The sequence below is a fragment of the Faecalibacterium sp. IP-1-18 genome (assembly GCF_023347355.1).
Taxonomy (GTDB): domain Bacteria; phylum Bacillota; class Clostridia; order Oscillospirales; family Ruminococcaceae; genus Faecalibacterium; species Faecalibacterium prausnitzii.
The window spans coordinates 694,857-720,568 of the sequence record NZ_CP094472.1; the positions used below are offsets into that span (position 1 = coordinate 694,857).

Consider the following 25,712-nt stretch of genomic DNA (forward strand, 5'->3'; position numbering starts at 1 on the left):
CTTACTCCTTTTCCACAACAGAGGTAAGGGCGGCGTGGTCGAGCAGGAAACGCTGCACCTTCTGGTTGGTCACGGCGGCGGCGATGGCGTCCCGGCTGAGCACCTTGCGGATCTCTTCTTCCGGGGTGTCGTGCAGCTTGGAAAGGCGGGCGATCTCGGCGTCCACCTCCTGCTGGGTCACGGTGATCTTTTCGGCTTCGGCGATGGCGCGCACTGCCAGCATTGCCCGCAGCTGGCGCTCGGCTTCCCTGCGGTAGCCCTCCCGCACCTGCTCCGGGGTCAGCCCGGCGCTCTTGCAGTAGAGCTCCATGGTCATCCGGCTCTTGCGCAGCCGCTGGCGCAGCTGGGTCATCTGGTATTCGGCGTTCTGCGCCAGCAGCTCTGCGGGCAGCTCCACGGTCAGGTTCGCACCTGCCATATCCAGCAGCGCCGCCCCGGCAATGCGGTCGGCGTTGGCCTCGTGGGAAAGGCGCTTTTTCTCCCGCAGGCTCTCCCGCAGGGCTTCCAGATCCTCATAGCCCAGCGATTTTGCAAGGGCATCGTCCACCGGGGGCACCTGCTTGCGCTCCACTGTGTGCAGGCAGATCTCAAACTGCGCGGTCCTGCCGGAAAGCTCCGGCACCCGGAAGTCGGCGGGGTAGGTGAAGTCGAACCGGAAAGTCTCGCCCGCGCAGTGGCCGTACACGGCTTCTTCTGCGGCGGGCATCAGCTGCCCGGTGCCCAGCACTACGGTCACGGCTTCCATCCGGCTGTCCGGGATGGGTGCACCCTCCAGAAAGCCCTCGAAATCCAGCGTGACCCGCATCCCGCGGGCGGCGGGCGCGTCAGTGGGCACAAAGGGCGCGTGGACCCGCGCCAGGTTGCCGATATCCGCCTCTACGGCCTTATCCGATACCGGGCGCACCCGGCGGGTGAAGGCAAGCCCCTTGTACTGCCCCAAAGTGGCAGCGGGCATGGTGTTTGCAGTTTGTTCCATAGTCGAACACTCCTTTTTACAAAAGCGGCGTTACAGCCCGCGGGCGGCCAGCCAGCTTTCTGCGATCTGGGAGAACATCTCCGGGTACTGGGCATCTTCTTCTTTAAAGGCGCTCAGGTAATACTCCACCTCGGCGCGGGTGGGAGCCACGGTACGCCGCCAGATGGTAAAGGTGGTGCCGTTGCCCATATCAAAGGTGGCCTCCAGCGCAAAGTACTCGTCCCGCACCGCAAGGAACCTCTCGTTCAGCTTGTGGGACATCTCGCCGTTGCCCACAAAGGTCTGGGGGAAGGGGTCGGCGGTGAGGACATATTTGGCCTCGAAGAACTGCATGGGGAAGTTGTGGGTGCCCGGCACCGAGAAGCCGAAGGCCAGCTTATCGTTGATGGGGGTTGCGGGCAGCTGGCAGTTCTTGAAGTGATCCGGGCAGTACAGCATATCGTGGGGGATCATGTAGCTGATCTCGCCCTCGGTGCAGTGGGTGTCGATCCAGTTGGCAATGGCCTTGATCTGCGGCAGATCCTTGCGGTCATAGATCAGCTTGTCCAGCCGGACGAACTCCTCGGTGACTGCCAGCGGGAAGTGATCCACCAGAAAGCCCGGCAGGGCAACGGTGGTCAGGGGAGAGCAGCGCACCGAGGTGGCAAACACGAGGGTGAACACCCAGAACACGACCTTTGCCGTCCGGAAGCGGCTGATGCCCTCGGCCAGCGCCGCTGCGCCCAGCAAAAACAGGAGAAACCACCCCGGGAGGAACAGCAGCATCTGGTGGGAGCCGGTGTTCTGGATGCGGGTGAACAGCAGCATGCTCAGCAGGATCTCCAGCCCGGCAAGGCAGGGCTGCGCAGGCATTTTGCGCTTTTTCAGGCAGAACCACAGCCCCATGCCCACGAGCACAAGGTTCATCAGACCCATGCGCCAGAACTGCAGGCTGATCTCGGCTGCAAAGCCGCCGCCGTTATAGTAGGAATAGCGCTCGGCGTAGCTGTAAGCGAGGATGCGGCTGACCATCGGCCACAGCAGGATGAGCATGGCCACCATGCTCATCAGGCCGAACAGCACGAGATTGCGCACCTGCAAAAGCGCCTGCTTTTTCTGCCCGGCGCGGGCAGTGCGCGCGCTGCTTACCAGCACCAGCACCGCGTAGGCAAAGTAGTAGCCCACCACAAAATATAAGTACCACCGGCGGGAAAGGATGATGGCTGCCGTGGCGGCAAACAAAAGGCAAAAGCGCACCGGCTCCAGCTTTTCAAACCGGAAGTCCAGCGTGAGCAGCAGAATGCTGAAGCCGAAGATGAGGCCGAACCAGTCCGGCTGGCTGAGCATGGCGCTCATGCGCAGCCACGGGTAGGTGACCATCCAAGTCATGCCGATGAGGAAGTACCAGAAGCGGTTTTTCACCCGCAGCATCTGCCCCACCTTGATGGTAAGCCCTGCCAGCAGCACCAGCAGCATGGGCAGGATGCTGAACACCTGACAGAAGGCAAAGCTGTCGCCGGTGCGGTCGCTCAGGCAGAAGGGAAACTCCAGGAACAGGGTGATGAAGTTGGTGTAGTCCTCGGCAAAGGAGCCGAAGATGAACTGGAAGCCCGCCGCCGGGCCTTGCAGAAAGGCAGCTTCGGCCCAGTACTGCTTGTTGATATAGTTGACGTAATCCCAGATATACACAAAGCTGCGGCGGCCAAGCGCCCAGAAAAAGTAGACCAGCGCCGCCGCCCACAGGCCGACGAGCACCGCCTTGTGGAAGAGGTCAAATTTGATTCCCGCCACCCGCAGCACCAGCAGCACACAGGCAAACAGGGCAAGGTTGCACCACAGGCTCACCAGCGGAAAAAAGAATTTGCTGCCGGGCGCAGCCAGCGCAAAAACGGCCAGCAGCACCGCTGCTGCCGCCAGCACCAGCACGATTTTCGCCGCAGCGGAAACGCGGGGCTTCGTAATGGGTTCGGACATGGAATAGGACCCTCCTTGCAAAATTTCACACCTTACAGTATAACAACTCCCCCGGGCACTGTCCAGCACCCCGGCGGTGAAAAATGCAGAATGTCCCGCCGCTTTCAAAGCAGACGGGACATTTTTGCGTAAATATTACTTATCGGAAACTTCCGCGGCGGCCTTAGCAGCCTTTGCCGCCTTGCGCTTTTGCGCCAGCGCCCTGTTGGCGCTCAGGCGGGCGGCGTCCGGGTTGGGGGCTTCCGGGGACAGCCGCAGCAGATAGCTGCCCATGGCGGGCAGGTCCAGCGTCAGGGTGTAGTCCCTGCCGAATACACCGCCGTCGGTGGTGTGGAAGCTCTGCTTGCGGTGCGCCTTGTGCACGCCGCCCCAAGTGCCGGCCTCGGTGTCCAGCACCAGCTCTGCGCTGCAGGGGAACTTGAGGTACAGGGGGAACTTTTTGTGGGCGTGGTCCTGCGTGTTCATCACGCAGAGCAGGTTCTGCCCGCGCCCTTTGCGCAGCCATGCGTACACGCCCTCGGCGCAGCTTTCGTTTGCCACCCACTCAAAGCAGTCCGGGTTGTACTCGCCGTCATACAAAGCAGGCTCGGAGGCATAGATGCGGCTCAGAGCGGCAAAGTACTTCTGGAACGCATCGTGGAAGGGGTATTCCAGCAGATTCCAGTCCAGCTCCCGCTTTTCGTCCCACTCCCGGAAGTGTGCCAGCTCGTTGCCCATAAAGTTCAGCTTTTTGCCGGGATGGGTGTACATATAAAAATACAGGGTGCGCAGCTGGGCGCATTTTTCCGCGTAGCTGCCCCACAGCTTATCAATGATGGTCTTTTTGCCGTGCACTACCTCATCGTGGCTCAGCGCCAGCAGGTACAGCTCGTTGTAGAAGTAGTGCATACTGAACAGCAGCTTGCCGTAGCAGCCCGGGCGCTCGCCGAAGGGGGTGGCAAAGTAGTCCAGCGTGTCGTGCATCCAGCCCATGTCCCACTTGTAGTCAAAGCCCACGCCCTCGTAGCGGGTGGGGGCGGTCACCTTGAGGAAGTTGGTGGAGTCCTCCGCCATGTAGATGCCGGTGGGCCAGCGCTCGTTCAGGCCGTGGTTCAGGCTGCGCAAAAAGTTCACCGCGCCCTGATTTACGCCGCGGTTGGGGTCGCCCTGCCAGTACAGGGCCCGGGAGATGGCGTCCATGCGGATGCCGTCGCAGTGGTACACGTCCATCCACAGCCCGGCGGCGCTGCTCAAAAAGCTGCACACCTCCCGGCGGTAGTAGTTGAAGTTGCAGGTGCCCCACTCGCTCTGTCCCACGTCGCTGTCGTACTCGTACAGGTAGGTGCCGTCAAACTTTGCCAGTGCGTCGGCGTTGGCGGCAAAGTGCACCGGCACAAAGTCCATGATGACGCCGATGCCCATGCGGTGGCAGGCGTTGACAAAGCCCGCAAACTGGGCGGGGGTGCCGTAGCGGCTGGTCACCGAGAAGTAGCCGGTGGTCTGGTAGCCCCAGCTGCCGTCAAAGGGGTGCTCGGCCAGCGGCAGCAGCTCCACATGGGTAAAGTGGTGCTCCAGCAGCCACGGGATCAGCTCCCGCGCCAGCTCCTCGTAGTTATACCACCCGTCCGAGCCGTCCGGCCGGGTTGCGCCGGGCTTATGCTTCCAGCTGCCGGCGTGCAGCTCGTAGATGTTCAGCGGGCGGTTGCGGCATTTGTCCCGCCGCTCCATCCACGCGGTGTCGTCAAAGGTGAAATCCAGCTTTGTCAGTTTGCTGGCGGTGCCGGGGCGCAGCTCGGTGGCAAAGGCGTAGGGGTCGCTGCGCATCACGGTGCTGCCGTCCGCGCCATGCACGCGGTATTTGTACAGATCTCCTTCCGCAAGGCCGGGGATAAAGGCGCTCCACACGCCGGTATCGGCTTTTTCCATGGGCACGCCGCGCTCCCAGCCGTCAAAGCCGCCGCACACCTCCACGGCGGTGGCACCGGGTGCCCACACGGCAAAACGCCAGCCCTCGGCGCCGTTTGGGTCGGTGCAGGGGTGCGCACCCAGAATGCGGTAGGCATCGAAGCAGTCGCCACTGAAAAACGTGCGGGGGATCACAGGGTAATTCATGCAAAGATCTCCTTACTTCTCTATGTTGACCGGCGGTGTGCGCCGGTTGATACAAGGCTGTTTGGGCAAACTATCCAAGAAAAACGCCTTTTTACTGGCACAGTGGCCGATAATCTTAGCGAATCTTGACAAAAATCGGCAAAAATACACATATTTGCCAGAGGGTGTGGTATACTGTTGCTACCGCCTTGCGGGCGGTGCAACTTTTTAGAGCAATAGAATGGGAGCGAATGATCATGGCTTGGTATGACGAAGCAGTATTTTATCACATTTATCCGCTGGGGCTGTGCGGCTGTGCACACGAAAACGACGGCCAACCCACCCCGGGCGCTTTTGCAAAGCTGGAAGCATGGGCAGCCCACGCGGCAAAGCTGGGCTGTACGGCCATCTACATCGGCCCGCTGTTCGAGAGCGGCTCCCACGGCTACGATACCATCGACTACCGTCTGGTGGACCGCCGCCTTGGCACCAACGAGGAGTTCAAGGCTTTTGTGGCGGCCTGCCACGCCCGCGGGCAGCGGGTCATCGTGGACGGCGTGTTCAACCATGTGGGCCGCGATTTCTTCGCGTTCCAGGACCTGAAAGCAAACCGCGAGAACGCCCGCTATAAGGACTGGTTCTGCGATGTGAACTTCTGGGGCAACAACGAGTATAACGACGGCTTTTCCTACGGCAACTGGGGCGGCTACAACCTGCTGGTCAAGCTGAACCAGCGCAACCCGGAGGTGCAGCAGTACCATTATGATACCGTCCGCTTCTGGGTGGAGCAGTTCGACATCGACGGCATCCGTCTGGACGCAGCCGATGTGCTGGATTTCGACTTCATGCGCGGGCTGCGCCGTCTGGCAAACGAGGTAAAGCCGGAGTTCTGGCTGATGGGCGAGGTCATCCACGGCGATTACAGCCGCTGGGCAAACCCGGAAATGCTGCACTCGGTCACCAACTACGAGCTGCACAAGGGCCTGTGGAGCGGCCACAACGACCACAACTATTTTGAAATTGCCCACACCATGCGCCGGCTGCAGGGGCTGTGCCACGACACCCGGCTGTATCTCTTCTCGGATAACCACGACGTGGAGCGCCTGCCCAACAAGCTGCGCAACCGGGAGCACATCCGGCATATCGCCATTCTGGTGTACAGCCTGTGGGGCATTCCGTCCATCTACTACGGCTCGGAGTTCGGCATCGAGGGCAAAAAGGAGTGGGGCAGCGACTGGCCGCTGCGCCCCTGTCTGGAGCTCAGTGACTACGCTGATGCAGAACGTACAAATCCTGTTACCAGTGTATACAAAGCGCTGGGGAAATGCAAGGCTGAATTGCCGGAAATGACCTACGGCGAGGTAAAAGAATTGCAGCTCACCACCCAGTGCTACGCCTTTGCCCGGGTGCTGGACGGCAAGGCGGTGGTAGCGGTGCTGAACAACGGCGATACCCCCGCACAGCTGGAGTTCCAGCTGCCGGTGGAAACCGCCAAGGTCACCGACCTGCTGGCGGACACCGTGGGTGCGCAGGAGGTGCTGGTCTCCACCGAGTGGGACCGCATGAAGGTGCAGCTGCCCTCCAATTACGCCACCCTGCTGCGGGTAGAATAAAGCAACGCCTGCGGCGTGACCGGCGCAAAAGCCTTTACCCTTTGGAGATAGGTTTCCCCCTTCCGGGGGAAGCCTTTGTTCAGAAAGCTGAGATTGGAATAACCTTGCACATTTTGCCGCGTTTTGCTACAATAAGGAGAGAAAAGTCGTTTTACGGAAAGGAAGCCTGACCCCCTATGAATGCAGCACAGCGCAGAGAACGCATCCTGACCCGGCTGAACAGCGCCGGTGCCCCTTTAAGTGCCAGCACGCTGGCGGCAGAGCTGGGGGTGTCGCGGCAGATCGTGGTAGGGGATGTGGCGCTGCTGCGCGCCGGTGGGGCGCAGATCGATGCCACCCCCCGGGGCTACCAGCTGCACCCGGCGGAGAAGGGCTATACCGGCATTCTGGCCTGTGTGCACCGCACACAGGAGGAGATGCGCCGGGAGCTGTACACCGTGGTGGATCAGGGCGGCACGGTGGTGGATGTGGCGGTGGAAAACAGCCTGTACGGCGAGATCCGCGCCACCTTGAACCTGTGCAACCGGTACGACGTGGATAACTTTATCCGTCAGGCTGCGGATGCACCCGAGAGCCTTTTGAGCCGCATGACCGGCGGCGTGCACCTGCACACCCTGCGCTGCCCGGACAAGGACACCTTTGCCCGCATCCGCACGGCTTTGGAGCAGCAGGGGCTTTTGTACCGCAAGGAGTAACGCCGCTCCGCTTATACCCAGTATAAAAAGGGCTGCGGGGCTTGTCTATCCGCAAAACCGGAAAAATGTTGGAAAATCAACAAAAATGCAAAAGAGGTGGGTTTTCTGGATATCCGCATTGAAAAGACCGAGCGCGCCATCAAGCAGGCCTTTATGGAGCTGCGCCGCGAAAAGCCGGTGGAAAAGATCCGTGTCAAGGAGCTGTGCGACCGTGCCTGCATCAATAAATCCACATTCTACGCCCATTATCAGGATATCTATGCGCTGGCCAACGCCATGGAGGACGAGATGGTGCACGCGGTGGTGGAAAGCTTGCCCCGCCTGACCGCCAGCGATGTGAGCGAGCGCACCGAGTGGCTTGCGCGGGAGATGTTCCGCGCCTTCACCGCGCATCAGGCCGAGATCAGCGTGCTCTTCTCCGGCTCCCGGCAGGGGCTGTTCATCAACCGGGTGGAACAGGCCATGTGCCAGTGCATCGCCCAGACCGACCCCACCTTTGAGACGGACGTAGTGCGCAAGGTGGTGCTTTCCTTCTGCGTGCAGGGGTGCTACTACACCTTTACCACCTACTGCGGCCAGATGGACGAAAAGCGCCTTGTGACCCTGCTGGCCTCCATCGCCCGCGCCGCGCAGCGGATACGCATGTAACGGGACTGGCTTTGCATGCGCTCCGCGCTGCTCTGCGCATAAACAGCGGAAAAATTAGTTTTATTATCGGGATAGCGGAGCGTCTGCGGACGCTCCGCTATCCCATTTTTATAGGGGACGCGTGCTTTTGGCAGAACTGCCAAAAAATAAGACGAAAATTCGTCATCTGCACTTTTTTACCAGATTTTTTAAGAAAGAGTTTACACTATGCCGGAAACGGTGGTATTATATAAAATAGTATGGTATGGGGTAAAATGCGCCTGCGTACTCCGGGAGGGTATGGGATGAAGAACAAGATCTCGCGCCGCAGCTTTCTGGCGGCGGCTGCGGTCTCGGCGGCGGCACCGAGGCCGAGATCAACGGCGCAGTCACCTTTTTAAAGTGGTTCACCGAACCGCAGAATAATATCGCTTTCGCGGTGGAGTCGGGCTATCTGCCGGTGACCACCGCCGCCAACGACATGGACGCCATCCGCGCAAGCGGGCTGGAACTGACCGACGACTATTTTGAGGCGTGGTATCAGGCCACCCTTGCACAGCTGCAGCAGTACGAGGGCTGACCGCCCGGAAAAAGACGGAAAGGAGGCAGGGCGATGTTTGACGCATGGAAACAGCGCCAGCGGCAGCGCTTGGAAAACAGACCGGAAAGAACCGTGTTCTACAATATTTTTGCCACCATGATGCTGGTGCTGGCGGTGGAGCTGCTGATGGCGGTCGCCAGCATCCTTGCCATCAACGTGACCGAGCAGCTGGACGAAAACGCCAAGGATCTGCTTACCATGCGGGTGCGCAACCGCGCCAGCTATGTGCAGGAGATCCTGCGGAACGCGGAGGATCTGGAGCAGCTGAGCGAGCAGATCACCGCCACCACCCAGCAGCTGCTGAAAAGCGGCGATATCTCGCTGGACACGCTGGATAACGGCAGCGAACAGAGCGATGCCCTGCTGGTAGCGCTTGCCCCGCAGCTTCTGGACACCCTGCGCACAAAGCAGGTGACCGGCATTTTTCTCATCCTGAACACCCACGATCTGGACACCTGCGAGGTGGGCAAAAAAATGCCCGGCATCTACCTGCGGGATATGGACCCGGACGCCCGCCCTTCGGAGCGCAACAGCGACCTTTTGCTGGAACGCGCCAGCGCCACAGTGGTAAAAGAGCTGGCCATCGGCACGGATAAGGGCTGGCAGCCCGCTTTCCCCTATCAGGGAGATACCAAGGGCGGCATCCTGCGCACGGTCTTTCAGACTGCGTATAAGAGCGATGCCGGCCTTTCGGCGGAAAGCTATGGCCGCTGGACCACCAACTCCTACTGTCTGGCAGGGGACGACCGGCACGCCATTGCCTACTCCATGCCGCTGATCCTGCCGGACGGCACGGTATACGGCGTGGTGGGCGTGGAACTGCTCACGGAGTATCTGCAAACAAAACTGCCCTTCACCGAGCTGGACGAGGACAAGGCAGGCACCTATTTTATCGTGACCACTACCGATGATGCGCTGACGGACGGCGTGCTCTCCCTGCGCAAGACCGTGACATCCGGCGAGGATCTGGTAACGGCAGATGCACCGCTGGGCGTTTTGAACTGCCGCAGCAACGGCAACGGCGGCAACTGGGTGGAGCTGAACGATAAGCGCTATTATATGGTGCTGGAGCCGCTGCAGGTGTATAACCGCAACGCCCCCTTTGCCGCCGAAAAGTGGTTTCTGGCCGGTACCATGGAACAGTCGGTGCTGCTGGCTTTTTCCAGCCGGGTGCGCGAGGTGCTGCTGACCACCATAGCGATCACGCTGGTGCTGAGCGTTTTGGGCAGCCTGCTGGTCTCGGCACGGCTGGCCAGACCCATCAACCGTTTGTACCGCGAGGTGATAGACGCGCAGGAGAAAAAGACCTTCCCCCGCCTGTCCCGCACCGCCATCCGGGAGGTGGACCGCTTTGCCGAGACCATTACCGAGCTGAACAAGGAGCTGGTGACCAACTCCACCAAGTTTTTGCGCATCATGGATATGGCCAGTGTGGAGATCGGCGGCTACGAGCTGCGCACCGACACCGGCAGCGTGTTTGTGACCGATAATTTCTTCTCCCTGCTGGGCAAGCCCGAGATGCAGGGCGAGCCGCTGAGCGTGCGCCGCTTTGAGGAGGTGCTCAAGGGCATCCGGGAAAAGAATCCCTGTGACCACACTGCCGAGGGGGACGAGCTGCTGACCATTCAGCAGCCGGACGGGGTGCGGTACATCATGCTGCGCAGCACCATCGAGGGGCACGCCAAGATCGGCCTTGCCGAGGACGTGACCGCCGCCGTGCTGGAACGGAAGCGCATCGAGCACGAGCGCGATCACGATATCCTGACCGGGCTGTACAACCGGCAGGCCTTCAACCGGGTGTGCACCGAGCTGTTCGCCGCGCCGGAGCGCATGGGCGTGGCGGCGCTGATGATGATGGACTTGGATAACCTCAAGCACATCAACGATACCTACGGCCACGACTGGGGCGACCAGTACATCCGCCGCACCGGTCAGTGCCTGCGGGACAATACCCCCGCCGGGACGGTCTGCGCACGCCTTTCCGGCGATGAGTTCCTTGTGCTGTTCCACGGCTACCGCAGCCGGGACGCAGTGCGGGAAAAGATCGACTGCCTGACCAATGCCATGCGGCAGAGCGTGGCGCTGCTGCCCAGCGGCAACGCTTTGCACATCAGCCTTTCCGGCGGCATTGCGTGGTACCCGGACGACGGGCAGGACTGGGAGACCTTAAAAAAATACGCCGACTTTGCCATGTATCAGGTCAAGCATTCGGAGAAGGGCCGGGTGGAGGAGTTCGACATCGGGGTGTACAACCGCGAAGCCTACGCCGAGCGCACCCGCAGGGAGTTCCGGCAGCTGCTCAGCAATGCGCAGGTGTTCTACTGCTTCCAGCCCATCTTCTCGGCACGCAGCGGCAGGGTAGTCGCCTACGAGGCGCTGATGCGCTCCGACCTGCCCACCCTGCGCTCCCCGGCCACCATCATGAAGCTGGCGCGGGAGCAGGGGGCACTGTACGAGATCGAGCGCCTCACCTTTACCAAGGCGCTGGAGACCTTCGACAGCCTGTGCCGGGCGGGCAGTGTGTCCGGGGATGCCATGCTCTTTGTCAACTCCATCGCCAACACCTGCCTGTCGCATGAGGACGGCAAATATATAAACAGCCATTGGCACGAGCTGTGCCACCGCATGGTCGTCGAGATCACCGAAGAGGAAGAAATCGACTACGAAGCACTGGAGAGAAAGCGCAATGCACCGGGCTTTTCCGGGATGTTTGCACTGGACGATTACGGCAGCGGCTATTCCAACGAGAATACGCTATTGCAGCTTGCACCCCGGTTCGTCAAGGTGGATATTACCATCATCCGTGGCATCGACACCTCGCCGGACAAGCAGCAGATCCTGCGCAATGTGGTGGCTTACGCCCACCCCCGCAGCATGAAGATCGTTGCCGAGGGCGTGGAGACCGCCGCCGAGCTGCGCACGGTCATCGAGCTGGGCGCAGACCTTTTGCAGGGCTATTTTCTGGCACGCCCGGCCATTGTGCCGGGAGCGATCGCGCCGGAGGCAGTGGCGATCATCCAAGAGTTACAGCGCCGGGCAAAAGATTAAAAAAACAAGCCCTCCCGGGCGCTGCGGCGCTGGGAGGGTTTTTGCAACGGAGGTAGAAAAATATGGTACAGGTGGATCTCATCACCGGCTTTTTGGGCGCAGGCAAGACCACCTTTCTGCGCCGCTATGTGCGGTATCTGGTACAGCAGGGACATAAGGTGTGCATTCTGGAAAACGACTTTGGCGCGGTGAACGTGGACGCCATGCTGGTGCAGGAGGTGCTGGGCCCCGGCTGCGATGTGGAGACCATCAGCGGCGGCTGCGACTGCGACACCCACCAGCGCCGGATGCGCACCAAACTCATCGCCATGGCCATGCGCGGCTTTGACCGGGTGGTGGTGGAACCCAGCGGCATCTTTGATGTGGACGAGTTTTTCGATATCCTGCGGGACGACCCGCTGGACCGGTGGTATCAGCTGGGCAGCGTCATTGCCATTGTGGACGCCCTTCTGCCGGAAACGCTTTCGCCGCAGGCAGAGTACCTGCTGGCCTCCGAGACCATGAACGCGGGCTGCGTGCTGCTGAGCCGCGCCCAGCTGGCAGCGCCCGCCCAGTGCGCTGCCGCCGCTGCCCATTTGGAGCGTGCACTGGAGGCCGCAAAATCTTCCCGCCGCTTTGGCTTTGCGCCAGGGGAGATCCTTGCCAAGGACTGGGACGCCCTGACCGATGCCGACCTTGCCGCCCTTGCCGCCTGCGGCTACCGGCAGGCCAGCTGCGAAAAGCTGCATTTTGACCAGCACGCGGCCTTTACCTCCCTTTGCTTTCTGGAGCTTCACCTCACCCCGGAGCAGCTGCAAGCCGCCGCACAACGGCTGTTTGCAGCGCCCGAGTGCGGGCAGGTGCTGCGGGTCAAGGGCTTTGCGCCCGCCCCGGCAGGCGGCTGGCTGGAGCTGAACGCCACCGCCGCCGGCTGCACCCTTGCCCCCATCCCGCAGGGGCAGGAGGTAGTCATCGTCATCGGTGAGGGGCTGGATAAAGCCGCCATTGAAGCAAACCTGAAGGGGTGAAAGGCAGTTTTCCCCCATAACAAAACACATTGTGGAAAAACAGGAGGGAGCATCATGCAGGAAGTACGCGCAGCCGTTATTGGCACCGGGGTCATGGGGCGCAAGTATGCCCAGATGATCGCAGAGGGAAAGGCGGGCGCATTGCGCCTGACCGCCGTGGTCTGCCGCAGCGCCGGGGCGCAGCAGTGGGCAAAGGATGCCCTGCCGGATACGGTGCGGGTGTGCCCCAGCGCCGAGGCGCTGTACGATTATGCAGAAGAGTTTGACGCCGTTCTGGTGGTCACCCCGCACAAGACCCACCCGGCGCTGGTGATGCAGGCCTTTGCCCACGGTAAGCACGTCTTGTGCGACAAGCCCAGCGCAAACGCGCTGGCACCGGCACTGGAAATGAACCGCGCCGCCGAAAAAAGCGGCCTTGTTTTCGCCATGATGTTCCATCAGCGCCGCTACAAAAAGTATATGCGGCTTAAAAAATTACTGGATGATGGGGTATTGGGCGAGATCAAGCGGGTGCAGCTGGAAAACAGCCGCTACTTCCGCACATGGATGTACCACCGCTCCGGCAGCTGGCGTTCCAGCTGGGCAGGGGAGGGCGGCGGTGCGCTGCTCAATCAGGGCCAGCACATTCTGGATATCTGGCAGTGGCTGTTCGGGATGCCGACCAGTATTTATGCTGTGATCCCCTACGGGAAGTATAACGACTTTATGGTGGACGACGAAGCCACCCTGCTGATGGAGTACCCGCAGCAGCGCACGGCAACCTTTATCCTTTCCACCGGCGAGGGCAGCTACACCGAGCGGTTGGAGATCGTGGGCACCAAGGGCACCGCCCTGCTGGAAGAGGACACCCTCACCCTGCACACCTACACGCCGGACACCGAGACCTACCGCCGTACCGCCGACTGCACCGAGCGCCAGCAGCTTACCGAGACCACCGTTACCGAGCAGTTCGCCCCGCAGGCCGAGCCTTACCCGGAGATGCTGGCAAACTTTGCGGATGCCATTTTGCACGGCACGCCCCTGACCGCTCCCGGCGTGGAGGGCGTGCGGGCGCTGGAACTGACCGATGCGGCTTACCTGTCCGCATGGCTGGGGGAGAAGATCACCCTGCCGCTGGACGCAGACCGGTTTGAACAGGAGCTGCAAAAGCATATTCAGGAGGAACAGAAAAATGGCTAAGCTGCGGTTTGTAGTAGTAGGCTCCGGCTGGCGGTCGCTGTTTTACTGGCGCATCGCGCAGGCGCTGCCGGAGCGGTTCGAGCTGTGCGCCATGCTTTGCCGCACCGAGGAAAAGGCCGAAAAAATGCACCGGGAGTACGGCGTGCCGGTAAGCACCTCGGCGGAGCAGTGCATTGCCCTGCACCCGGACCTTGTGGTGGTGGCAGTGAATAAAGCGTCCATCGCCGCCGTCAGCACCGAATGGCTTGCCCGGGGCTTTGCCGTGCTGTGCGAGACCCCGGCGGCGCTGGAGGAGGACGCATTGCGCGCCCTCTGGCAGCTGCACCGGCAGGGCGCAAAGCTGCAGGTTGCAGAACAGTACTGGCTGTACCCCACGCTGGCAAAACGGCTGGCGGCAGTGCGCAGCGGCGCACTGGGCACGCCGCAGTTTGCCCGGCTGTCGGTGGCGCACGGCTACCACGCGGTCAGCTTGGCGCGGCAGTTCCTGAACGCTGGGCAGCAGCCGGTGCGGGTGACCGGACGCAGCTGGACGGAAAGAATCATCGAAACGGATTCCCGCTGGGGTGCGGTGCATAACGGCGCTCTGGTGGAAAAGACGTTGCAGCAGCACACGCTGGAATTTGCAGGCGGCGGCACGGCGTTTCTGGATTTTAACGGTGTGCAGTACCACTCCTATCTGCGCAGCACCCACACCAGTGTGCAGGGAGAGCGGGGCGAAGTGTTCGACGACACCCTGCGCTGTCTGGATGCCGCCGGGGAGCCGGTGTGCCGTCAACTGACCCCGCTGCCCGACCCGCTGGCAGCAACCGCCGCGCAGGCAGGGCTGAACGAGGACGAAACCGCCATCGCCTGTTTTCTGGACAGGATGCAGGGCTATCTTGCCGGCGGGGCAGAGGTGTACCCGCTGGCAGACGCCTTGCAGGACGCCTACCTTGCCCTGCTGATGGAGCGTTCCCTTGCCGTCCCCGGTCAGTCGGTGGAAAGCACCCCGCAGCCGTGGAACACAGAAGAACGATAAAAGAGGCTCAGGAGCACCTGTCGGCGCTTCTGAGCCTCTTGATTTATAATGATTGGATCACATCAGGTCGATCAGTGCTTCCACCTCGTCCATGCGGGTGGCCCAGCTGGTGGCGATGCGCACCACGGTGTGGGTGTCGTCGAACTTTTCCCAGAAGCCGAACTTTGCCTTGCCTTCCAGCGCAGCCAGCTGGGTGTTTTCCAGCACAAGGAAGATCTGGTTGGTGGGGGAGTCCATAAAGAAGCGATAGCCCTTTTCCGCAAAGCCCTTCTTCAGGCGGTTGGCGGTGGCAATAGCGTTTTTGCTGATGGAGAAATACAGGCCATCGGTGAACAGCACGTCAAACTGGATGCCCAGCAGCCGCCCCTTTGCCAGCAGTGCGCCCTGCTGCTTGACCATGGTCATAAAGTGCGCCGGTGCGCCGTGGGGGAACACCACAGCCTCGCCGCACAGCGCACCCACCTTGGTGCCGCCGATGTAGAACACATCGGTCAGCCGGGCAAGATCGGCCAGCGTCACGTCCGTGCCCTCGGCAGCCAGACCATAGCCCAGCCGTGCACCATCGAGGAACAGCGGCATCTTGTACTCCTGACACACAGCGTGCAGGGCTTCCAGCTCCGCCTTGGTGTACAGGGTGCCGTACTCGGTGGGGTGGGAGATGTATACCATGCCGGGGAACACCATGTGGTCGTGGTTGTCGTCGGCGTAGAAGGTGGCCACCAGTGCCCGCAGCTCGGCGGCGTCCAGCTTGCCGTTGTGCTGGGGCAGGGTGATGACCTTGTGGCCGGTATACTCGATGGCACCTGCCTCGTGCCCGGCTACATGGCCGGTGGCAGCAGCCACCACGCCCTGCCACCGCTGCAGCATGGACGCGATGACGATGGCGTTGCTCTGGGTGCCGCCGGAGATGAACTGCACATCGGCCTCCGGGCAGGCGCAGGCGGCGCGGATCTTCTCCCGGGCGCTGGCGCAGTAGGGGTCGGTGCCGTAGCCGGAGACCTTTTCAAAGTTGGTCTCGGTCAGCTTTTGCAGAATGGCGGGATGTGCACCCTCGCAGTAGTCGTTTTCAAAATACAGCATGGCAAAACGCTCCTCTATATAATTGTAAGAAAACAGTACCTCTATTCTACATCGCCGTGTAAACCCTGTCAAACCCAAAACCGTGCACGGCACACGCAAGGCACCGCAATGCGTCTGCAAATGCCGCAAAAACGCCTGCACAGCGCAGCCGCGCTGTCTGCAAAAAATGCGAAAGTATGATCCTTTCCAAAAAGATGAAAAGTTTTTCAAAAAAGTGCTTGACAATTCTGCTGCATCTGGTATAATAACTATCGTTCCCGGCGCCACGGCGCAGGAACACAACAGAATATGCGGATATGGCGGAATTGGCAGACGCGTTAGATTCAGGTTCTAATCGGGGCAACTCGGTGGAGGTTCAAGTCCTCTTATCCGCACCATGACGAATGTTCTTACAGCATTTAGCTGTCAAAGAACATTCGTCATTTTTTTATTTGCTAAATAGCGACATCACAGGGGGCGTAGTTCACAACTACGCCTTTTCTTGTATTCACCGATACATCGGGTGTCGGTAAAGGAAGTGCGCTTGGAATCTCGATGGTGCCCACGCAGTTGTAGTGAATGCGGAGCCGCTGCTCCCACACGCCGTTGACCTTTTCTGCATCGAACACTTCGATTTTTTCCACCAGTTCATTCAGCATCCGGGGTGTCAGCTTTTTTGCTCTGGTGTACTTGCGAACCAGACTGATGAACATATCCGTTGTCATAGTGCGGCTGCTCTGCTTTTCGATTTCGGAGCGGAGCTGTTTGATTTTCTCGGTCAGCTCCTTTTGCTCGTCCTCATATCTCCGGGACATTCTGGAAAAGCGTTCATCAGAGATCTTGCCGGAAACATTGTCCTCATAGATGCGCTCAAAGAGGCCGTCCAGTTCTTCATCACGGGCAAGGAGTGCTTTCAACTCTTTCTCTTTCAGCTTGCGGTCGGCTTCGTCTGCCTGCTGGGAGTGCCCGATAACAGCCTTCAAAAAGTCGTCCTCATAGAGGCTGGCAAACTTGGTCAGCCGCCGAATCTCGCCCAGCACCACTTCTTCCAGAAAGTCTACCCTGATGTAGTGGGTGGATTGGCAGGTGCCACGGTTGCCCTTGTAGTTGGAGCAGTTGAAATACTTGATTTCCGGGTTGCCCTGATTGAAGTGGAAATGCAGATTGCAGCCGCAGTCTGCGCAGACAAGCAAGCCAGAGAACATATTGTGTTCTCCGTTGCTGGTACGGCGTTTGCGCATTTTTCCGCGTTTCTGCTGTACCTGTTCAAACACGGCTCGCTCAATAATTGGCTCGTGAACATTTTGGAACACTACCCAATTTTCCGGGTCGTTACGAATCCGCTTCTTGTTCTTGTAGGACTTGGAGTAGGTTTTGAAGTTCAGAACATCACCACAATACTCCTGCTGGTACAGAAGATGGGTAATCGTGGAGCCATTCCACTTGGTGGCGGGGCGCATCTTGGTCTTTCCGGGACGGCCGATGCCTTTCTGAATCCAGTAGGCCTGCGGCGTCAGGATGCCTTCCTTTTCAAACTGGGTGGCAATCTGTTCCGTGCCAAAGCCCTCCAACGTCATATCAAAAATGCGCCGGACAACTTGTGCAGCTTCTTCATCAATGACCCAATGCTTGGGATTGTTCGGGTCCTTGATATACCCATAGGGAGGAAGTCCCATCGGTTCGCCGGAGTTGCCTTTGATTTTATTACTGATACGGCGTTTCTTGCTGATGTCGCGGGCATACCACTCATTGAACAGGTTTCGGATGGGTGCCAGTTCGTTTTCTCCCTCGGCCGTGTCGATGTTGTCCGAAACGGCAACAAGTCGGATGTCATGGTCCGGGAAAAATTCTTCTGTCAGCCGTCCGACCTCAATATAGTTTCGGCCCAAACGGGAAAGGTCTTTGACGAACACAGCGGAGGCTTTCCCTTGTTCGAGCTGCTGCATCATTTCAACGAAACCGGGACGGTTCATGGTCACGCCGGAAATGCCATCATCCAGAAAGTGAACCAGATTGGTATAGCCTTTTTCCTTTGCAACTTTGGTGAGCAGTTTCTTTTGGTTGCCGATGCTGTAACTCTCGCCCTCCAAATTATCATCACGGGAAAGACGCTCATAGAGAAAAGCGGTTGCTTCACGGGATTTCTTGTTACTCGACTGTTTCATACTCGCTCCTTTCTTGGGACAGTCGAATAGCAAATTCACTTGTACACCTATATTATAACACGATCCGCTTTCTCTGTCCGCTACCTCCCGAAAGGTCATTATAATTTTTCGCTTTCGGATTTCATCAGCCGGAGAAGAACTTCTCCTAAGGTCTGGGAACTTTCTTCTTTGAACACCGGCTCAACGATAAAGGAGCGATTGCCAATACGATAAGTCGAATCCAGAGTAAGCATCTCTGGATTTTTTGCTTTTTCAGGGTTTGTCTTTTTCGCTTGCATCGTAAAAATCCCCTTTCTTAAAAATCAAAAAATGAGCCAACGGATGGCTGCTGGCAGCAGCCCACGGGAATCTCACCCCTGCATTCCTCATGCAGCCCTACTCATTGCCTGCGACGCTCTGAACGCTCGGACTTTGACGGTAAGGGAGTATCAGCCTGTCTGTATGTCATGGCCCGCAAGCAGCCGCACTTGCATTGCGGCGTGGTGGTGATCGCTCCACTTTTCAGAGAAAAGCATCGTGGCGCACCCGCCGTCCGGCTCGATACAGACAGCAACGTATCCGTTTGCCCTATGATGCACCGCCATTGTCCTGCGGGCATATTTTTCAAGGTGCTGTCCCGAAACGTGGAAAGGGTCAGCCCGTTTCGGCTTTGGTTACAATAGAAGAAATCAGTTTGATTTCCAGATGGCGTTTCATGTACTCGTCTATGCACACATGAGGCTGACCGTGCTTGTCATAGAGAATGCCTGTACAGAGCTTGTTGATATAACCTCTGTAATGTCGCAAAACCTGTTCAACTGCATCGGTGTCCCCAGCGCAGGCAGAGCGAATCACCGAGAGCGGTAAAAACTCTCTGCTCGTGTGTTCATAGGAGTTCATTTACGCCTAACCTCCCTCCGGCAAGTGCGCCTTTAGCTTTTTTTGCAGCTCGTTCAGCGTTTTTGTCCGGTGGCGCTGTACAGCACTTCGGGACATTCCCATGAGGTCGCCAATCTCACCATCGCCCAGTTCCAGAACGCAAAACAGAATCAGAATGCTTTGTTCTTGCTTCGGCAGGGCGGCAAACGCATTGGCAACAAGTTCATTGTCGATGTGCAGATCACAGCCGTAGGACGAAAATACAAATTCTTCACTTGGATAATGGTCCACACTCGTGAGCTGCCCCAGTTCTTCCAACGAAAGAACGCTGAATGACTTTTCACGGTCGAGCAGGCGTTTCTTATTTCGGTGATAGTTCCGGGCCTCATTTCGCAGCACCGCTTTGCAGAACGCATCGAATCGGTACTGTTCGCCATCGTTGCGAGGGATAGCTTCCATCTTCTCACCCCCTTTCCGTGGGGATGTCGGGTGGATTTTTCCCTTTCCGCTAATATGACACCTGAAACACCCGATTCTGCCCGCTTTTTTGAAAATTTCCAAAAATATTTTTGAAACAGGCAGCTTTTCAGGCGGCAATAGAAAAGCCCAGCAGACCGAAAACGGCCAACCGGGCATAATGGCAGCACGAAACGCGCAGTACCTACATCGTATAGTACATAGTAAAAGCCCTGCTGACCCTGTGCGGGAGCAAGGCTTTTTTTGACAGTTCAAAGCTAGGCGTTCGATAGAATATCAGGCGCATGGCGGCATCCTCCTAGTGGCCGCCATACGGACGATGAAACGCTTTGATAAGCAAAAAGAACCGGCGACCTTGATTTTCTCAAAAGCCGCCGGTCAAAAATGGACGCACGGATATGCCTGCTACACGACGACTTTTTTTCTTTTGCCGTCGTGCGGCAGGTTGTTCTATATGTGTATTTTACAGGTTCAATCTTACTTTGAAGTGAAATCCATCTTACTCATTTGTAAGGGTAAAGAAGCTGGCCTGCTACAAATGTGGCAGACCAGCCATTATGATGATTATTGTTGGGATTTAATGGTGTCTACGATTGCCATATCATGTAAACGTTTTGCGGGGCTTCGTACCGCAAGAAAAGAAGTAAATAACACAATACCAACTATCAATGCAAGCGGAAAGATAGGAATACTCCATGCTGTACCCCAGAAATTCGTTATGAGACTTGCAAAAACAACCCAGTGCATAGGAAGTCCAATGATACAGCCCAAAATTATACCGCTTACTGCGTATGTCATTGCTTCTGCAACAATCATTTTTATGAGTTGCTGATTACTCATGCCGATTGCCCGCATTGTCCCATATTGTTTCGTTTTTGCGATAACGCCCATGTTAATTGTATTCATAATGTGAAAAATGGTTATCGCAACAATGATCGAGAGAAAACCATATACAAGTACAGCGAAAGCAGAATACAGGTTTCTTTGTTGTTGAACTTGTGAAAGCTGCTCTGTAAATACCACCCCACCATCGGTAAAAATATTTTCAATATCTTTCACATCTTCAATAGAAGCTCCATTTTGAAACTGGACGTCAATAATTGTATATCCTGTTTGCCCTGTTAATGCAACAAAGGTCTTTTCAGAGCAGAAAATGGTTTCCGTTCCCTCCTCGCGTGCCAACGGACTGTCAGACAGAATACCGGCTACCGTCACCGCTTGTTCCTTGCCGTTGATGGATAAAGTTATCACATCTCCAACTCGAACATCCGTATTTTCAGTATTCACAACCAAAACCTGATTTTCTTCTTGTTCTACAACACTTATTGAACCTGCTGTCAAATAATCGGCAGACCACTTAAATTGATTTGCCTCATACGAAATAACATTTGCTTTGTGGTTACTTCCGTCAATGTTTACAGGTACATCATAGGCAAACATACGCCCATACGCCCGCTTAACATTTTCATTCTGCTTGATATTTTCTAACAAAACGCTGTCAATGGAACAAGTATTTGTTTCGCTAACGATTGATAGTTCTGGTGTCCATTCAGATGGCATAAAAGCATTTTGCATAAAATTTACAAGCGTGCTGAATGTAAGAAATAATACAATGCAAATTGCAAATGCACCTGTCATTAGGATATAGTTCTTCTTATTTGATTTGGCATGATGGACGCCCATAGCGGTTTCAATCTTAAAAAAGCTCGTATTTGCAGCCTTACGAAACATAGTTGTTTGTTGTGCATTGCCTGAAACAGCCTCTAACGGGGAAGATTTTGCTGCCTTTTTTGCAGGAGTACGGGCCGCTAATAGCACTGTCAGAAGTCCTAACAATACGCTTACTGCAATACTGATCCAACTAATTCCCCATGTTGGCATATACGCAAACCATTGCGGGCTGATTTTACGCATAGCAGCAGATGTTACCCAAACCACAACAATAGATAATGCTACACCTGCTGGAATGGCTGTCTTGCACCAGTATAATCCCTCAAGCCGAACAAAATTCATAATTTGTTTTTTAGTAGCCCCCAAACACCGAAGCATACCAAAAAACTCTGTACGTTGTGTGACATTACTGTTCAAGGTACTTGAAATCATTAAAATACACGTCAGCATAACAATGATTGAAAGGATAAGCGCGATTGAATAAATCTGGTTTACACCTGTTTTTCCTGCTAACTGCCCCTCAATATTCAGCAGGTTCATATTTGCTTCAATTTGCCCGTCGGATAAGGAATATTGCGATTTTATCTTTTCGATTGTACTTGACATATCGCAATGCTGTGAAAGCTGAATAATATATTTTTCAGAAGCAGGGCTATTAGAAGCAGATATAAAAGTGGTAAATCCCTCTTGTGCTAATATTACACTTTGTTCGCTTCCGACGATCAGTCTTGCTTTTTCAGGATTATCAAAAAAACCAACAATAGAAAAACTCACAGTGCTTCCGTCAGGACAGGTCAAATCAATTACGCTTCCTAAGTCAAGATCATTGCTTTCTTTCAATACAGAAGACACCGCAATTTCATTGGCTGCATTGGGATATTTCCCCTCTGCTAATGAAGCCAAATAAATTTCACCAAAAACATCTTCGTCCAACCCGCTAATTGCGATAGGTTGTCCGCTGATAGAATATCCTGCGTCGGCGGAAATTGTACTATGCCAGCCAGAAACTTCTACTTCGGGCCGAGCCGCAATAAGATCAGAGGTTTTGGTATCAATGGAAGTAATCTGATAATGCCAGTCTCCATTTTCTTGCATCACTTTTTGGGTAATGCCCTGCAAGTACATATCTGCAAGCCCAAACATAACAGCCACCAAAAAGACGGCAAGAATGATACAGATGCGGGACATCTTGCTTTGCTTCCGATGTACTTTTTCATATTGAGGAACCAGATCAAGATAGCTTTTCACCGTAACGCCACCCCCAAATCTTTCAGAACCCCATCTGACATACGGAAAACACGATCAGCCGCCCCAGCTTGATTTTCATTATGGGTAATCATTAAAATCGTCTGCTGGTATTTCTGCGACATGGATTGCAGGAGAGCAATCACCTCCTGACTGTTTTTGCTGTCAAGGTTTCCTGTCGGTTCATCGGCCATAATCAGAGCCGGGTGGGTAACCAGTGCCCGGCCAATCGCGACTCGTTGCTGCTGACCACCTGAAAGCTGGCTGGGCAAGTGATTTCTGCGCTCGGTCAGCCCCAGCACTTGCAGCAGTTCGTTTACAAATTTCTGATCTGGCTTCTTATAGTCCAACAGAAGCGGGAAAGTGATGTTCTGCTCTACATTCAGTTCAGGAATAAGGTTGAAGGACTGAAAGATAAAGCCAATATGCTGCCGACGAAATACAGTCAGTTTCTTTTCAGGCATAGAAAAAATATCTTTTCCATCAATCAAAACTTTTCCCGCCGTGGGGGTATCCAAAGCCCCCACAACATTCAGCAGCGTACTTTTGCCGGAGCCGGACTCACCGACAATCGCAACAAATTCTCCTTTGTGAACAGAAAATGTCACATCGCGCAGAGCTTGAACGGCAGCTTCCCCTTTGCCATAGGTTTTGCATAAGTTTTGTACTTCAAGAATGTTCATATTTCATGCCTCCTTATGCAGCCTAGCATAGCTTCCTTGGCTTACTTCCGTATGACCGCTGCCTTACTCCTTTGTAAGATTGAAAAAATTGAGTGTGAAAGTGGTTCCTGCGCCGAGCGTGCTGTTTACAGAAATGGTTCCTCCGTGCGCCTCAACAATGGACTTTGCCAACGGCAGCCCCAATCCTACTCCATGGACATCCGATGAAAAGCGGCTGCGGTAAAACCGTTTGAAAATATTATAGAGGTCCTCTTGATGAATGCCGATTCCATCATCCGAGATAACAATTTGCGTCATGAGCGGCGATCGTGCCCACTGCACGGAAATGTGACCACCCGGCCGTGTATGTTCCAGCGCATTTTTAATGATATTTCCGAAGGCTTCCGACATCCATAGCGCATCACAAGCAAGTGTGACATCGCTTCCGCCGGATAGAACGATTTCTTTATGGTCTTGTTCGGCCCATGTTTCAAAGCGTTCCATCACATCCTGCATAAGAACGGAAAGGTTTTCCTCGTTTTTCTCCATCTGGATAATGCCGGCATCCAGCCGTGCCAGTTTCAGCAGAGTATAGATAACATCTTCCATCCGCTTGATTTCCCGTTGCGATTTTTCGGAAAAACTCTGCACAGTTTCAGAATCTTCTTTATGGCTGATAATGATTTCGTGGTACATTTTTAATGCGGCCAGCGGTGTTTTGATTTGATGGGACACATCCGAAATGATGGATTGTAAGAACTCTTTCGTCTGTTTTTGACTTTCTGCATGAGCCGAGAGAATAGCCGCCATTTCATTTACGCTGTGGAACAAACTGTACCAATCACCAGCCTGTGCGCACTCAATTCGGGACATTGTATTTCCGTCCAAAAATTCTCGGATTTTGCCCTCGGCTTCACGGATTGCTTTATGCTGGCGGTTCAGATAAAGAAATAGCGCAAAATAAATTGTACCAAACGAGAACAGCAACAGCAAAAACAGACACCACATGGTTTGATTGCGATAGTTCTGAACCATGGGCAAAAGCTGCATCGAAGTTGCGCTGCTGTACCCAATGGAAGCTAAAGCATTTTTTCCACGCGCAATATCACTTTCGTTGGGCTGTGCTGTGAATGCCGAAATCAGCAATTTTTCCGTATGATTCAGCTGATAGCCGGAAACGCCATAGTCATGGAGCAACAATTCCTGCTGAAAGCCTTTTGCTAAGAAAAAAGAAATTCCGGTCGCCAATAAAAATGAAATTACACAGATTGTGGTAATGGCCAGCAGCAGAATCTTTGTTTCTTTTCCGAACTTTCCCATATTTTCCTCACACAACGACCCACTTATAACCAATTCCGCGTTCCGTCAATAGGAACTTGGGCTGATTGGGGGTGTCCTCAATTTTGTTCCGCAGCCTGCGGATATAGACGGACAAGGTGTTATCATCCACAAAGTTTCCATTCCCGTCCCACATTCTATCAAGAATAAGTTCACGGGACAAAAGGTGGTTTGGATTTTGCAGGAACAGGCACAGTAATTTATACTCGACCAATGGCAGGTCAAGCGATTTTCCATTTTTCCAGACGCGCCGTTCTGCTGTGTCAATGCGTATTCCGTTTGCTTCCAAAACAGCGGCCGCCTTGGAGAATTGCAGAGAACGGCGGAGGATGGCTTTGATTCGAGAAAGCAATTCGTTTAACTTAAACGGCTTTGTGATATAGTCATCCGCGCCTATATCAAGCCCTCTTACAATGCTGATTTCCTGATCGGATGCCGTCAGAAATATAATAGGAATGGTTGAAATGGCACGCACTTCCTTGCAGACATCAAACCCGGTTCCATCTGGAAGTGTAACATCCAGCAATAATAAATCGTAAGTGTCTTGCTTGAATCGTGCCAAAGCCTCACTTGCCGTTCGGGCATTATCCACAAAATACCCGCTGTTTTCCAGCGTGTACTTCAAACCATCAATCAGGCTTAAATCATCTTCAACGTAAAGTATCTTCTGCATTTTTCAATTCCTTTCCCTGTTTCGTCCGGCCATCCACCGGCTTATCAGCATTTTTTGGCACCAGCCAAACGCTGGCCATTTTTACCGCACCGGGAATGCGTCCAGCTGAACACAGGTAGTTGACTTGCCGAGGTGTTACGTTCCACTTTTCGGCGGTCTCTTTCAAAGTCATGTAATCCATAGCACACCTCCAAGTTCTATTATATTTCGCTTGCTCGAAGAATACAATGCACAAAGTATGAACAATAAAGTTTAGCATATATGCAGTTTGCATCATTTCGCCAATCGTCCATGAACTATAAAATGTATATGGGTGATGCAGAATGGCGAAAATCGAGGACTGTCCCGGCTTTGAAACGTTCGGAGCGGATGTCAAAGCAGCACGAAAGGCAAAACAGCTTTCCCGCAGTGCGCTGGCTGACATGATACATTGTGACAGCCGGTATCTTGCGAACATCGAAAACGAAGGCACGCTGCCCAGCCTGCCGGTGGTGATTCAGCTGATAAAAATATGTGGTCTGCCCGTGGAGCGGTACTTCAACCCGGAACTCATGCGGGAAGAAAGTGCGGAACGTCAGCGGGTCAGCCACAAGCTGCAGCTTTGCCCGGAAGAATACTTGCCCATCGTAGAAGGTGCCATTGACGGTGCCTTACGAATCCATGAACAGGAAAAAGAGCCCGTGTGTGTCTGATTGTCATGCACGGTCATTGAGAGGATGCAAAAGCATCCTCTTATTTTTTTGCATTTTGCGGGCAAAACGGGGGTGTTGCGGTGTC

The 25,712-nt window shown here is 55.5% G+C and carries 23 protein-coding genes, 1 tRNA gene and 1 pseudogene; 12 read left to right on the forward strand and 13 right to left on the reverse strand.

What is annotated here, in order from left to right; genetic code table 11:
• Position 1: 1 nt before the first annotated feature.
• From tig to glgB, 3 genes are all read right to left on the reverse strand, one after another.
• Positions 2–976, reverse strand: coding sequence for a trigger factor (gene tig / locus MTP43_RS03280; protein WP_249235066.1), 975 nt, complete (start codon positions 974–976; stop codon positions 2–4).
• A gap of 30 nt (positions 977–1,006) precedes the next feature.
• Entirely contained in the window at positions 1,007–2,929 is a 1,923-nt protein-coding gene (locus MTP43_RS03285) for a hypothetical protein (protein ID WP_249235067.1), read from the reverse strand.
• Positions 2,930–3,064: 135 nt separating this feature from the next.
• The gene (gene glgB, locus MTP43_RS03290; protein WP_097784831.1) at positions 3,065–5,020 is read right to left on the reverse strand and encodes a 1,4-alpha-glucan branching protein GlgB; all 1,956 of its coding nucleotides are present in this window, start codon (positions 5,018–5,020) and stop codon (positions 3,065–3,067) included.
• 230 nt (positions 5,021–5,250) lie between these two features.
• Between glgB and MTP43_RS03295 the strand changes: the two genes are divergently transcribed.
• The 10 genes and pseudogenes from MTP43_RS03295 to MTP43_RS03340 all read left to right on the forward strand — a co-directional run bounded on the left by MTP43_RS03295 (position 5,251) and on the right by MTP43_RS03340 (position 14,787).
• Positions 5,251–6,612 (forward strand): alpha-amylase family glycosyl hydrolase, encoded by a 1,362-nt coding sequence (locus MTP43_RS03295; RefSeq protein WP_113621427.1) that lies wholly within the window; start codon positions 5,251–5,253, stop codon positions 6,610–6,612.
• Between the two features lie 176 nt (positions 6,613–6,788).
• Positions 6,789–7,307, forward strand: a complete 519-nt coding sequence (locus tag MTP43_RS03300) for a transcription repressor NadR (protein WP_113621426.1) — start codon at positions 6,789–6,791, stop codon at positions 7,305–7,307.
• Between the two features lie 96 nt (positions 7,308–7,403).
• Complete coding sequence (locus tag MTP43_RS03305; RefSeq protein WP_097782328.1) at positions 7,404–7,955, forward strand: TetR/AcrR family transcriptional regulator; 552 nt, start codon at positions 7,404–7,406, stop codon at positions 7,953–7,955.
• Positions 7,956–8,239: 284 nt separating this feature from the next.
• The gene (locus MTP43_RS03310) at positions 8,240–8,335 is read left to right on the forward strand and encodes a twin-arginine translocation signal domain-containing protein (protein WP_146746940.1); all 96 of its coding nucleotides are present in this window, start codon (positions 8,240–8,242) and stop codon (positions 8,333–8,335) included.
• A pseudogene (locus MTP43_RS03315) lies at positions 8,311–8,370 on the forward strand (hypothetical protein); the annotation flags it as partial. The gene MTP43_RS03310 and the pseudogene MTP43_RS03315, both read left to right, overlap by 25 nt.
• 3 nt (positions 8,371–8,373) lie before the next feature.
• Positions 8,374–8,514, forward strand: coding sequence for a hypothetical protein (locus MTP43_RS03320; protein WP_192918711.1), 141 nt, complete (start codon positions 8,374–8,376; stop codon positions 8,512–8,514).
• Between the two features lie 33 nt (positions 8,515–8,547).
• On the forward strand, positions 8,548–11,583 hold the full coding sequence (locus MTP43_RS03325; RefSeq protein WP_249235068.1) for a GGDEF domain-containing protein: 3,036 nt from the start codon (positions 8,548–8,550) through the stop codon (positions 11,581–11,583).
• A 62-nt stretch (positions 11,584–11,645) separates the two neighbouring features.
• A complete protein-coding gene (locus tag MTP43_RS03330; RefSeq protein ID WP_249235069.1) occupies positions 11,646–12,590 on the forward strand; it encodes a GTP-binding protein in 945 nt (314 codons plus the stop codon).
• A 54-nt stretch (positions 12,591–12,644) separates the two neighbouring features.
• The gene (locus tag MTP43_RS03335; RefSeq protein ID WP_249235070.1) at positions 12,645–13,769 is read left to right on the forward strand and encodes a Gfo/Idh/MocA family protein; all 1,125 of its coding nucleotides are present in this window, start codon (positions 12,645–12,647) and stop codon (positions 13,767–13,769) included.
• The gene (locus tag MTP43_RS03340; RefSeq protein ID WP_249235071.1) at positions 13,762–14,787 is read left to right on the forward strand and encodes a Gfo/Idh/MocA family protein; all 1,026 of its coding nucleotides are present in this window, start codon (positions 13,762–13,764) and stop codon (positions 14,785–14,787) included. Before MTP43_RS03335 ends, MTP43_RS03340 begins: the two co-directional genes overlap by 8 nt.
• A 57-nt stretch (positions 14,788–14,844) precedes the next feature.
• Here the strand turns inward: MTP43_RS03340 and MTP43_RS03345 are convergent, their stop codons facing one another.
• The gene (locus MTP43_RS03345) at positions 14,845–15,867 is read right to left on the reverse strand and encodes a threonine aldolase family protein (protein WP_154265847.1); all 1,023 of its coding nucleotides are present in this window, start codon (positions 15,865–15,867) and stop codon (positions 14,845–14,847) included.
• 290 nt (positions 15,868–16,157) lie between these two features.
• On the opposite strand from MTP43_RS03345, the gene MTP43_RS03350 reads away from it, so the two are divergent.
• Positions 16,158–16,244: transfer RNA gene (locus MTP43_RS03350), tRNA-Leu, on the forward strand.
• Positions 16,245–16,301: 57 nt separating this feature from the next.
• Here MTP43_RS03350 and MTP43_RS03355 read toward each other — a convergent pair.
• The 9 genes from MTP43_RS03355 to MTP43_RS03395 all read right to left on the reverse strand — a co-directional run bounded on the left by MTP43_RS03355 (position 16,302) and on the right by MTP43_RS03395 (position 25,116).
• Positions 16,302–18,011 (reverse strand): recombinase family protein, encoded by a 1,710-nt coding sequence (locus MTP43_RS03355; protein ID WP_249235072.1) that lies wholly within the window; start codon positions 18,009–18,011, stop codon positions 16,302–16,304.
• Positions 18,012–18,109: 98 nt separating this feature from the next.
• Positions 18,110–18,289, reverse strand: coding sequence for a hypothetical protein (locus tag MTP43_RS03360; protein ID WP_158403747.1), 180 nt, complete (start codon positions 18,287–18,289; stop codon positions 18,110–18,112).
• Positions 18,290–18,644: 355 nt separating this feature from the next.
• Positions 18,645–18,890, reverse strand: coding sequence for a helix-turn-helix domain-containing protein (locus MTP43_RS03365; protein WP_078784939.1), 246 nt, complete (start codon positions 18,888–18,890; stop codon positions 18,645–18,647).
• 6 nt (positions 18,891–18,896) lie between these two features.
• Positions 18,897–19,328: a sigma-70 family RNA polymerase sigma factor gene (locus MTP43_RS03370; protein WP_097771745.1), complete on the reverse strand. Its 432-nt coding sequence runs from the start codon at positions 19,326–19,328 to the stop codon at positions 18,897–18,899.
• Positions 19,329–19,910: 582 nt separating this feature from the next.
• Positions 19,911–22,265, reverse strand: a complete 2,355-nt coding sequence (locus tag MTP43_RS03375) for an ABC transporter permease (protein WP_249235073.1) — start codon at positions 22,263–22,265, stop codon at positions 19,911–19,913.
• Entirely contained in the window at positions 22,262–22,945 is a 684-nt protein-coding gene (locus tag MTP43_RS03380; protein WP_249235074.1) for an ABC transporter ATP-binding protein, read from the reverse strand. Before MTP43_RS03380 ends, MTP43_RS03375 begins: the two co-directional genes overlap by 4 nt.
• Before the next feature lie 63 nt (positions 22,946–23,008).
• Positions 23,009–24,244: a sensor histidine kinase gene (locus tag MTP43_RS03385; RefSeq protein ID WP_078784935.1), complete on the reverse strand. Its 1,236-nt coding sequence runs from the start codon at positions 24,242–24,244 to the stop codon at positions 23,009–23,011.
• Between the two features lie 7 nt (positions 24,245–24,251).
• A complete protein-coding gene (locus tag MTP43_RS03390) occupies positions 24,252–24,935 on the reverse strand; it encodes a response regulator transcription factor (RefSeq protein ID WP_249235075.1) in 684 nt (227 codons plus the stop codon).
• Positions 24,913–25,116, reverse strand: coding sequence for a helix-turn-helix domain-containing protein (locus tag MTP43_RS03395; RefSeq protein WP_078784979.1), 204 nt, complete (start codon positions 25,114–25,116; stop codon positions 24,913–24,915). The genes MTP43_RS03390 and MTP43_RS03395 overlap by 23 nt, the downstream gene beginning before the upstream one ends.
• A 142-nt stretch (positions 25,117–25,258) precedes the next feature.
• Between MTP43_RS03395 and MTP43_RS03400 the strand changes: the two genes are divergently transcribed.
• Positions 25,259–25,627 (forward strand): helix-turn-helix transcriptional regulator, encoded by a 369-nt coding sequence (locus MTP43_RS03400; protein WP_005927725.1) that lies wholly within the window; start codon positions 25,259–25,261, stop codon positions 25,625–25,627.
• The last annotated feature ends 85 nt before the right edge of the window (positions 25,628–25,712 follow it).

Excerpts from the sequence above, each read along its gene's own strand:
- MTP43_RS03360 (WP_158403747.1), bottom strand. The coding sequence starts at position 18,289 with ATGCAAGCGAAAAAGACAAACCCTGAAAAAGCAAAAAATCCAGAGATG.
- MTP43_RS03340 (WP_249235071.1), top strand. The coding sequence starts at position 13,762 with ATGGCTAAGCTGCGGTTTGTAGTAGTAGGCTCCGGCTGGCGGTCGCTG.
- MTP43_RS03380 (WP_249235074.1), bottom strand. The coding sequence starts at position 22,945 with ATGAACATTCTTGAAGTACAAAACTTATGCAAAACCTATGGCAAAGGG.
- MTP43_RS03395 (WP_078784979.1), bottom strand. The coding sequence starts at position 25,116 with ATGGATTACATGACTTTGAAAGAGACCGCCGAAAAGTGGAACGTAACA.
- MTP43_RS03385 (WP_078784935.1), bottom strand. The coding sequence starts at position 24,244 with ATGGGAAAGTTCGGAAAAGAAACAAAGATTCTGCTGCTGGCCATTACC.
- MTP43_RS03295 (WP_113621427.1), top strand. The coding sequence starts at position 5,251 with ATGATCATGGCTTGGTATGACGAAGCAGTATTTTATCACATTTATCCG.
- MTP43_RS03285 (WP_249235067.1), bottom strand. The coding sequence starts at position 2,929 with ATGTCCGAACCCATTACGAAGCCCCGCGTTTCCGCTGCGGCGAAAATC.
- MTP43_RS03390 (WP_249235075.1), bottom strand. The coding sequence starts at position 24,935 with ATGCAGAAGATACTTTACGTTGAAGATGATTTAAGCCTGATTGATGGT.
- MTP43_RS03345 (WP_154265847.1), bottom strand. The coding sequence starts at position 15,867 with ATGCTGTATTTTGAAAACGACTACTGCGAGGGTGCACATCCCGCCATT.
- MTP43_RS03370 (WP_097771745.1), bottom strand. The coding sequence starts at position 19,328 with ATGGAAGCTATCCCTCGCAACGATGGCGAACAGTACCGATTCGATGCG.
- MTP43_RS03400 (WP_005927725.1), top strand. The coding sequence starts at position 25,259 with ATGGCGAAAATCGAGGACTGTCCCGGCTTTGAAACGTTCGGAGCGGAT.
- glgB (WP_097784831.1), bottom strand. The coding sequence starts at position 5,020 with ATGAATTACCCTGTGATCCCCCGCACGTTTTTCAGTGGCGACTGCTTC.
- MTP43_RS03355 (WP_249235072.1), bottom strand. The coding sequence starts at position 18,011 with ATGAAACAGTCGAGTAACAAGAAATCCCGTGAAGCAACCGCTTTTCTC.
- MTP43_RS03300 (WP_113621426.1), top strand. The coding sequence starts at position 6,789 with ATGAATGCAGCACAGCGCAGAGAACGCATCCTGACCCGGCTGAACAGC.
- MTP43_RS03325 (WP_249235068.1), top strand. The coding sequence starts at position 8,548 with ATGTTTGACGCATGGAAACAGCGCCAGCGGCAGCGCTTGGAAAACAGA.
- MTP43_RS03365 (WP_078784939.1), bottom strand. The coding sequence starts at position 18,890 with ATGAACTCCTATGAACACACGAGCAGAGAGTTTTTACCGCTCTCGGTG.
- tig (WP_249235066.1), bottom strand. The coding sequence starts at position 976 with ATGGAACAAACTGCAAACACCATGCCCGCTGCCACTTTGGGGCAGTAC.
- MTP43_RS03330 (WP_249235069.1), top strand. The coding sequence starts at position 11,646 with ATGGTACAGGTGGATCTCATCACCGGCTTTTTGGGCGCAGGCAAGACC.
- MTP43_RS03335 (WP_249235070.1), top strand. The coding sequence starts at position 12,645 with ATGCAGGAAGTACGCGCAGCCGTTATTGGCACCGGGGTCATGGGGCGC.
- MTP43_RS03310 (WP_146746940.1), top strand. The coding sequence starts at position 8,240 with ATGAAGAACAAGATCTCGCGCCGCAGCTTTCTGGCGGCGGCTGCGGTC.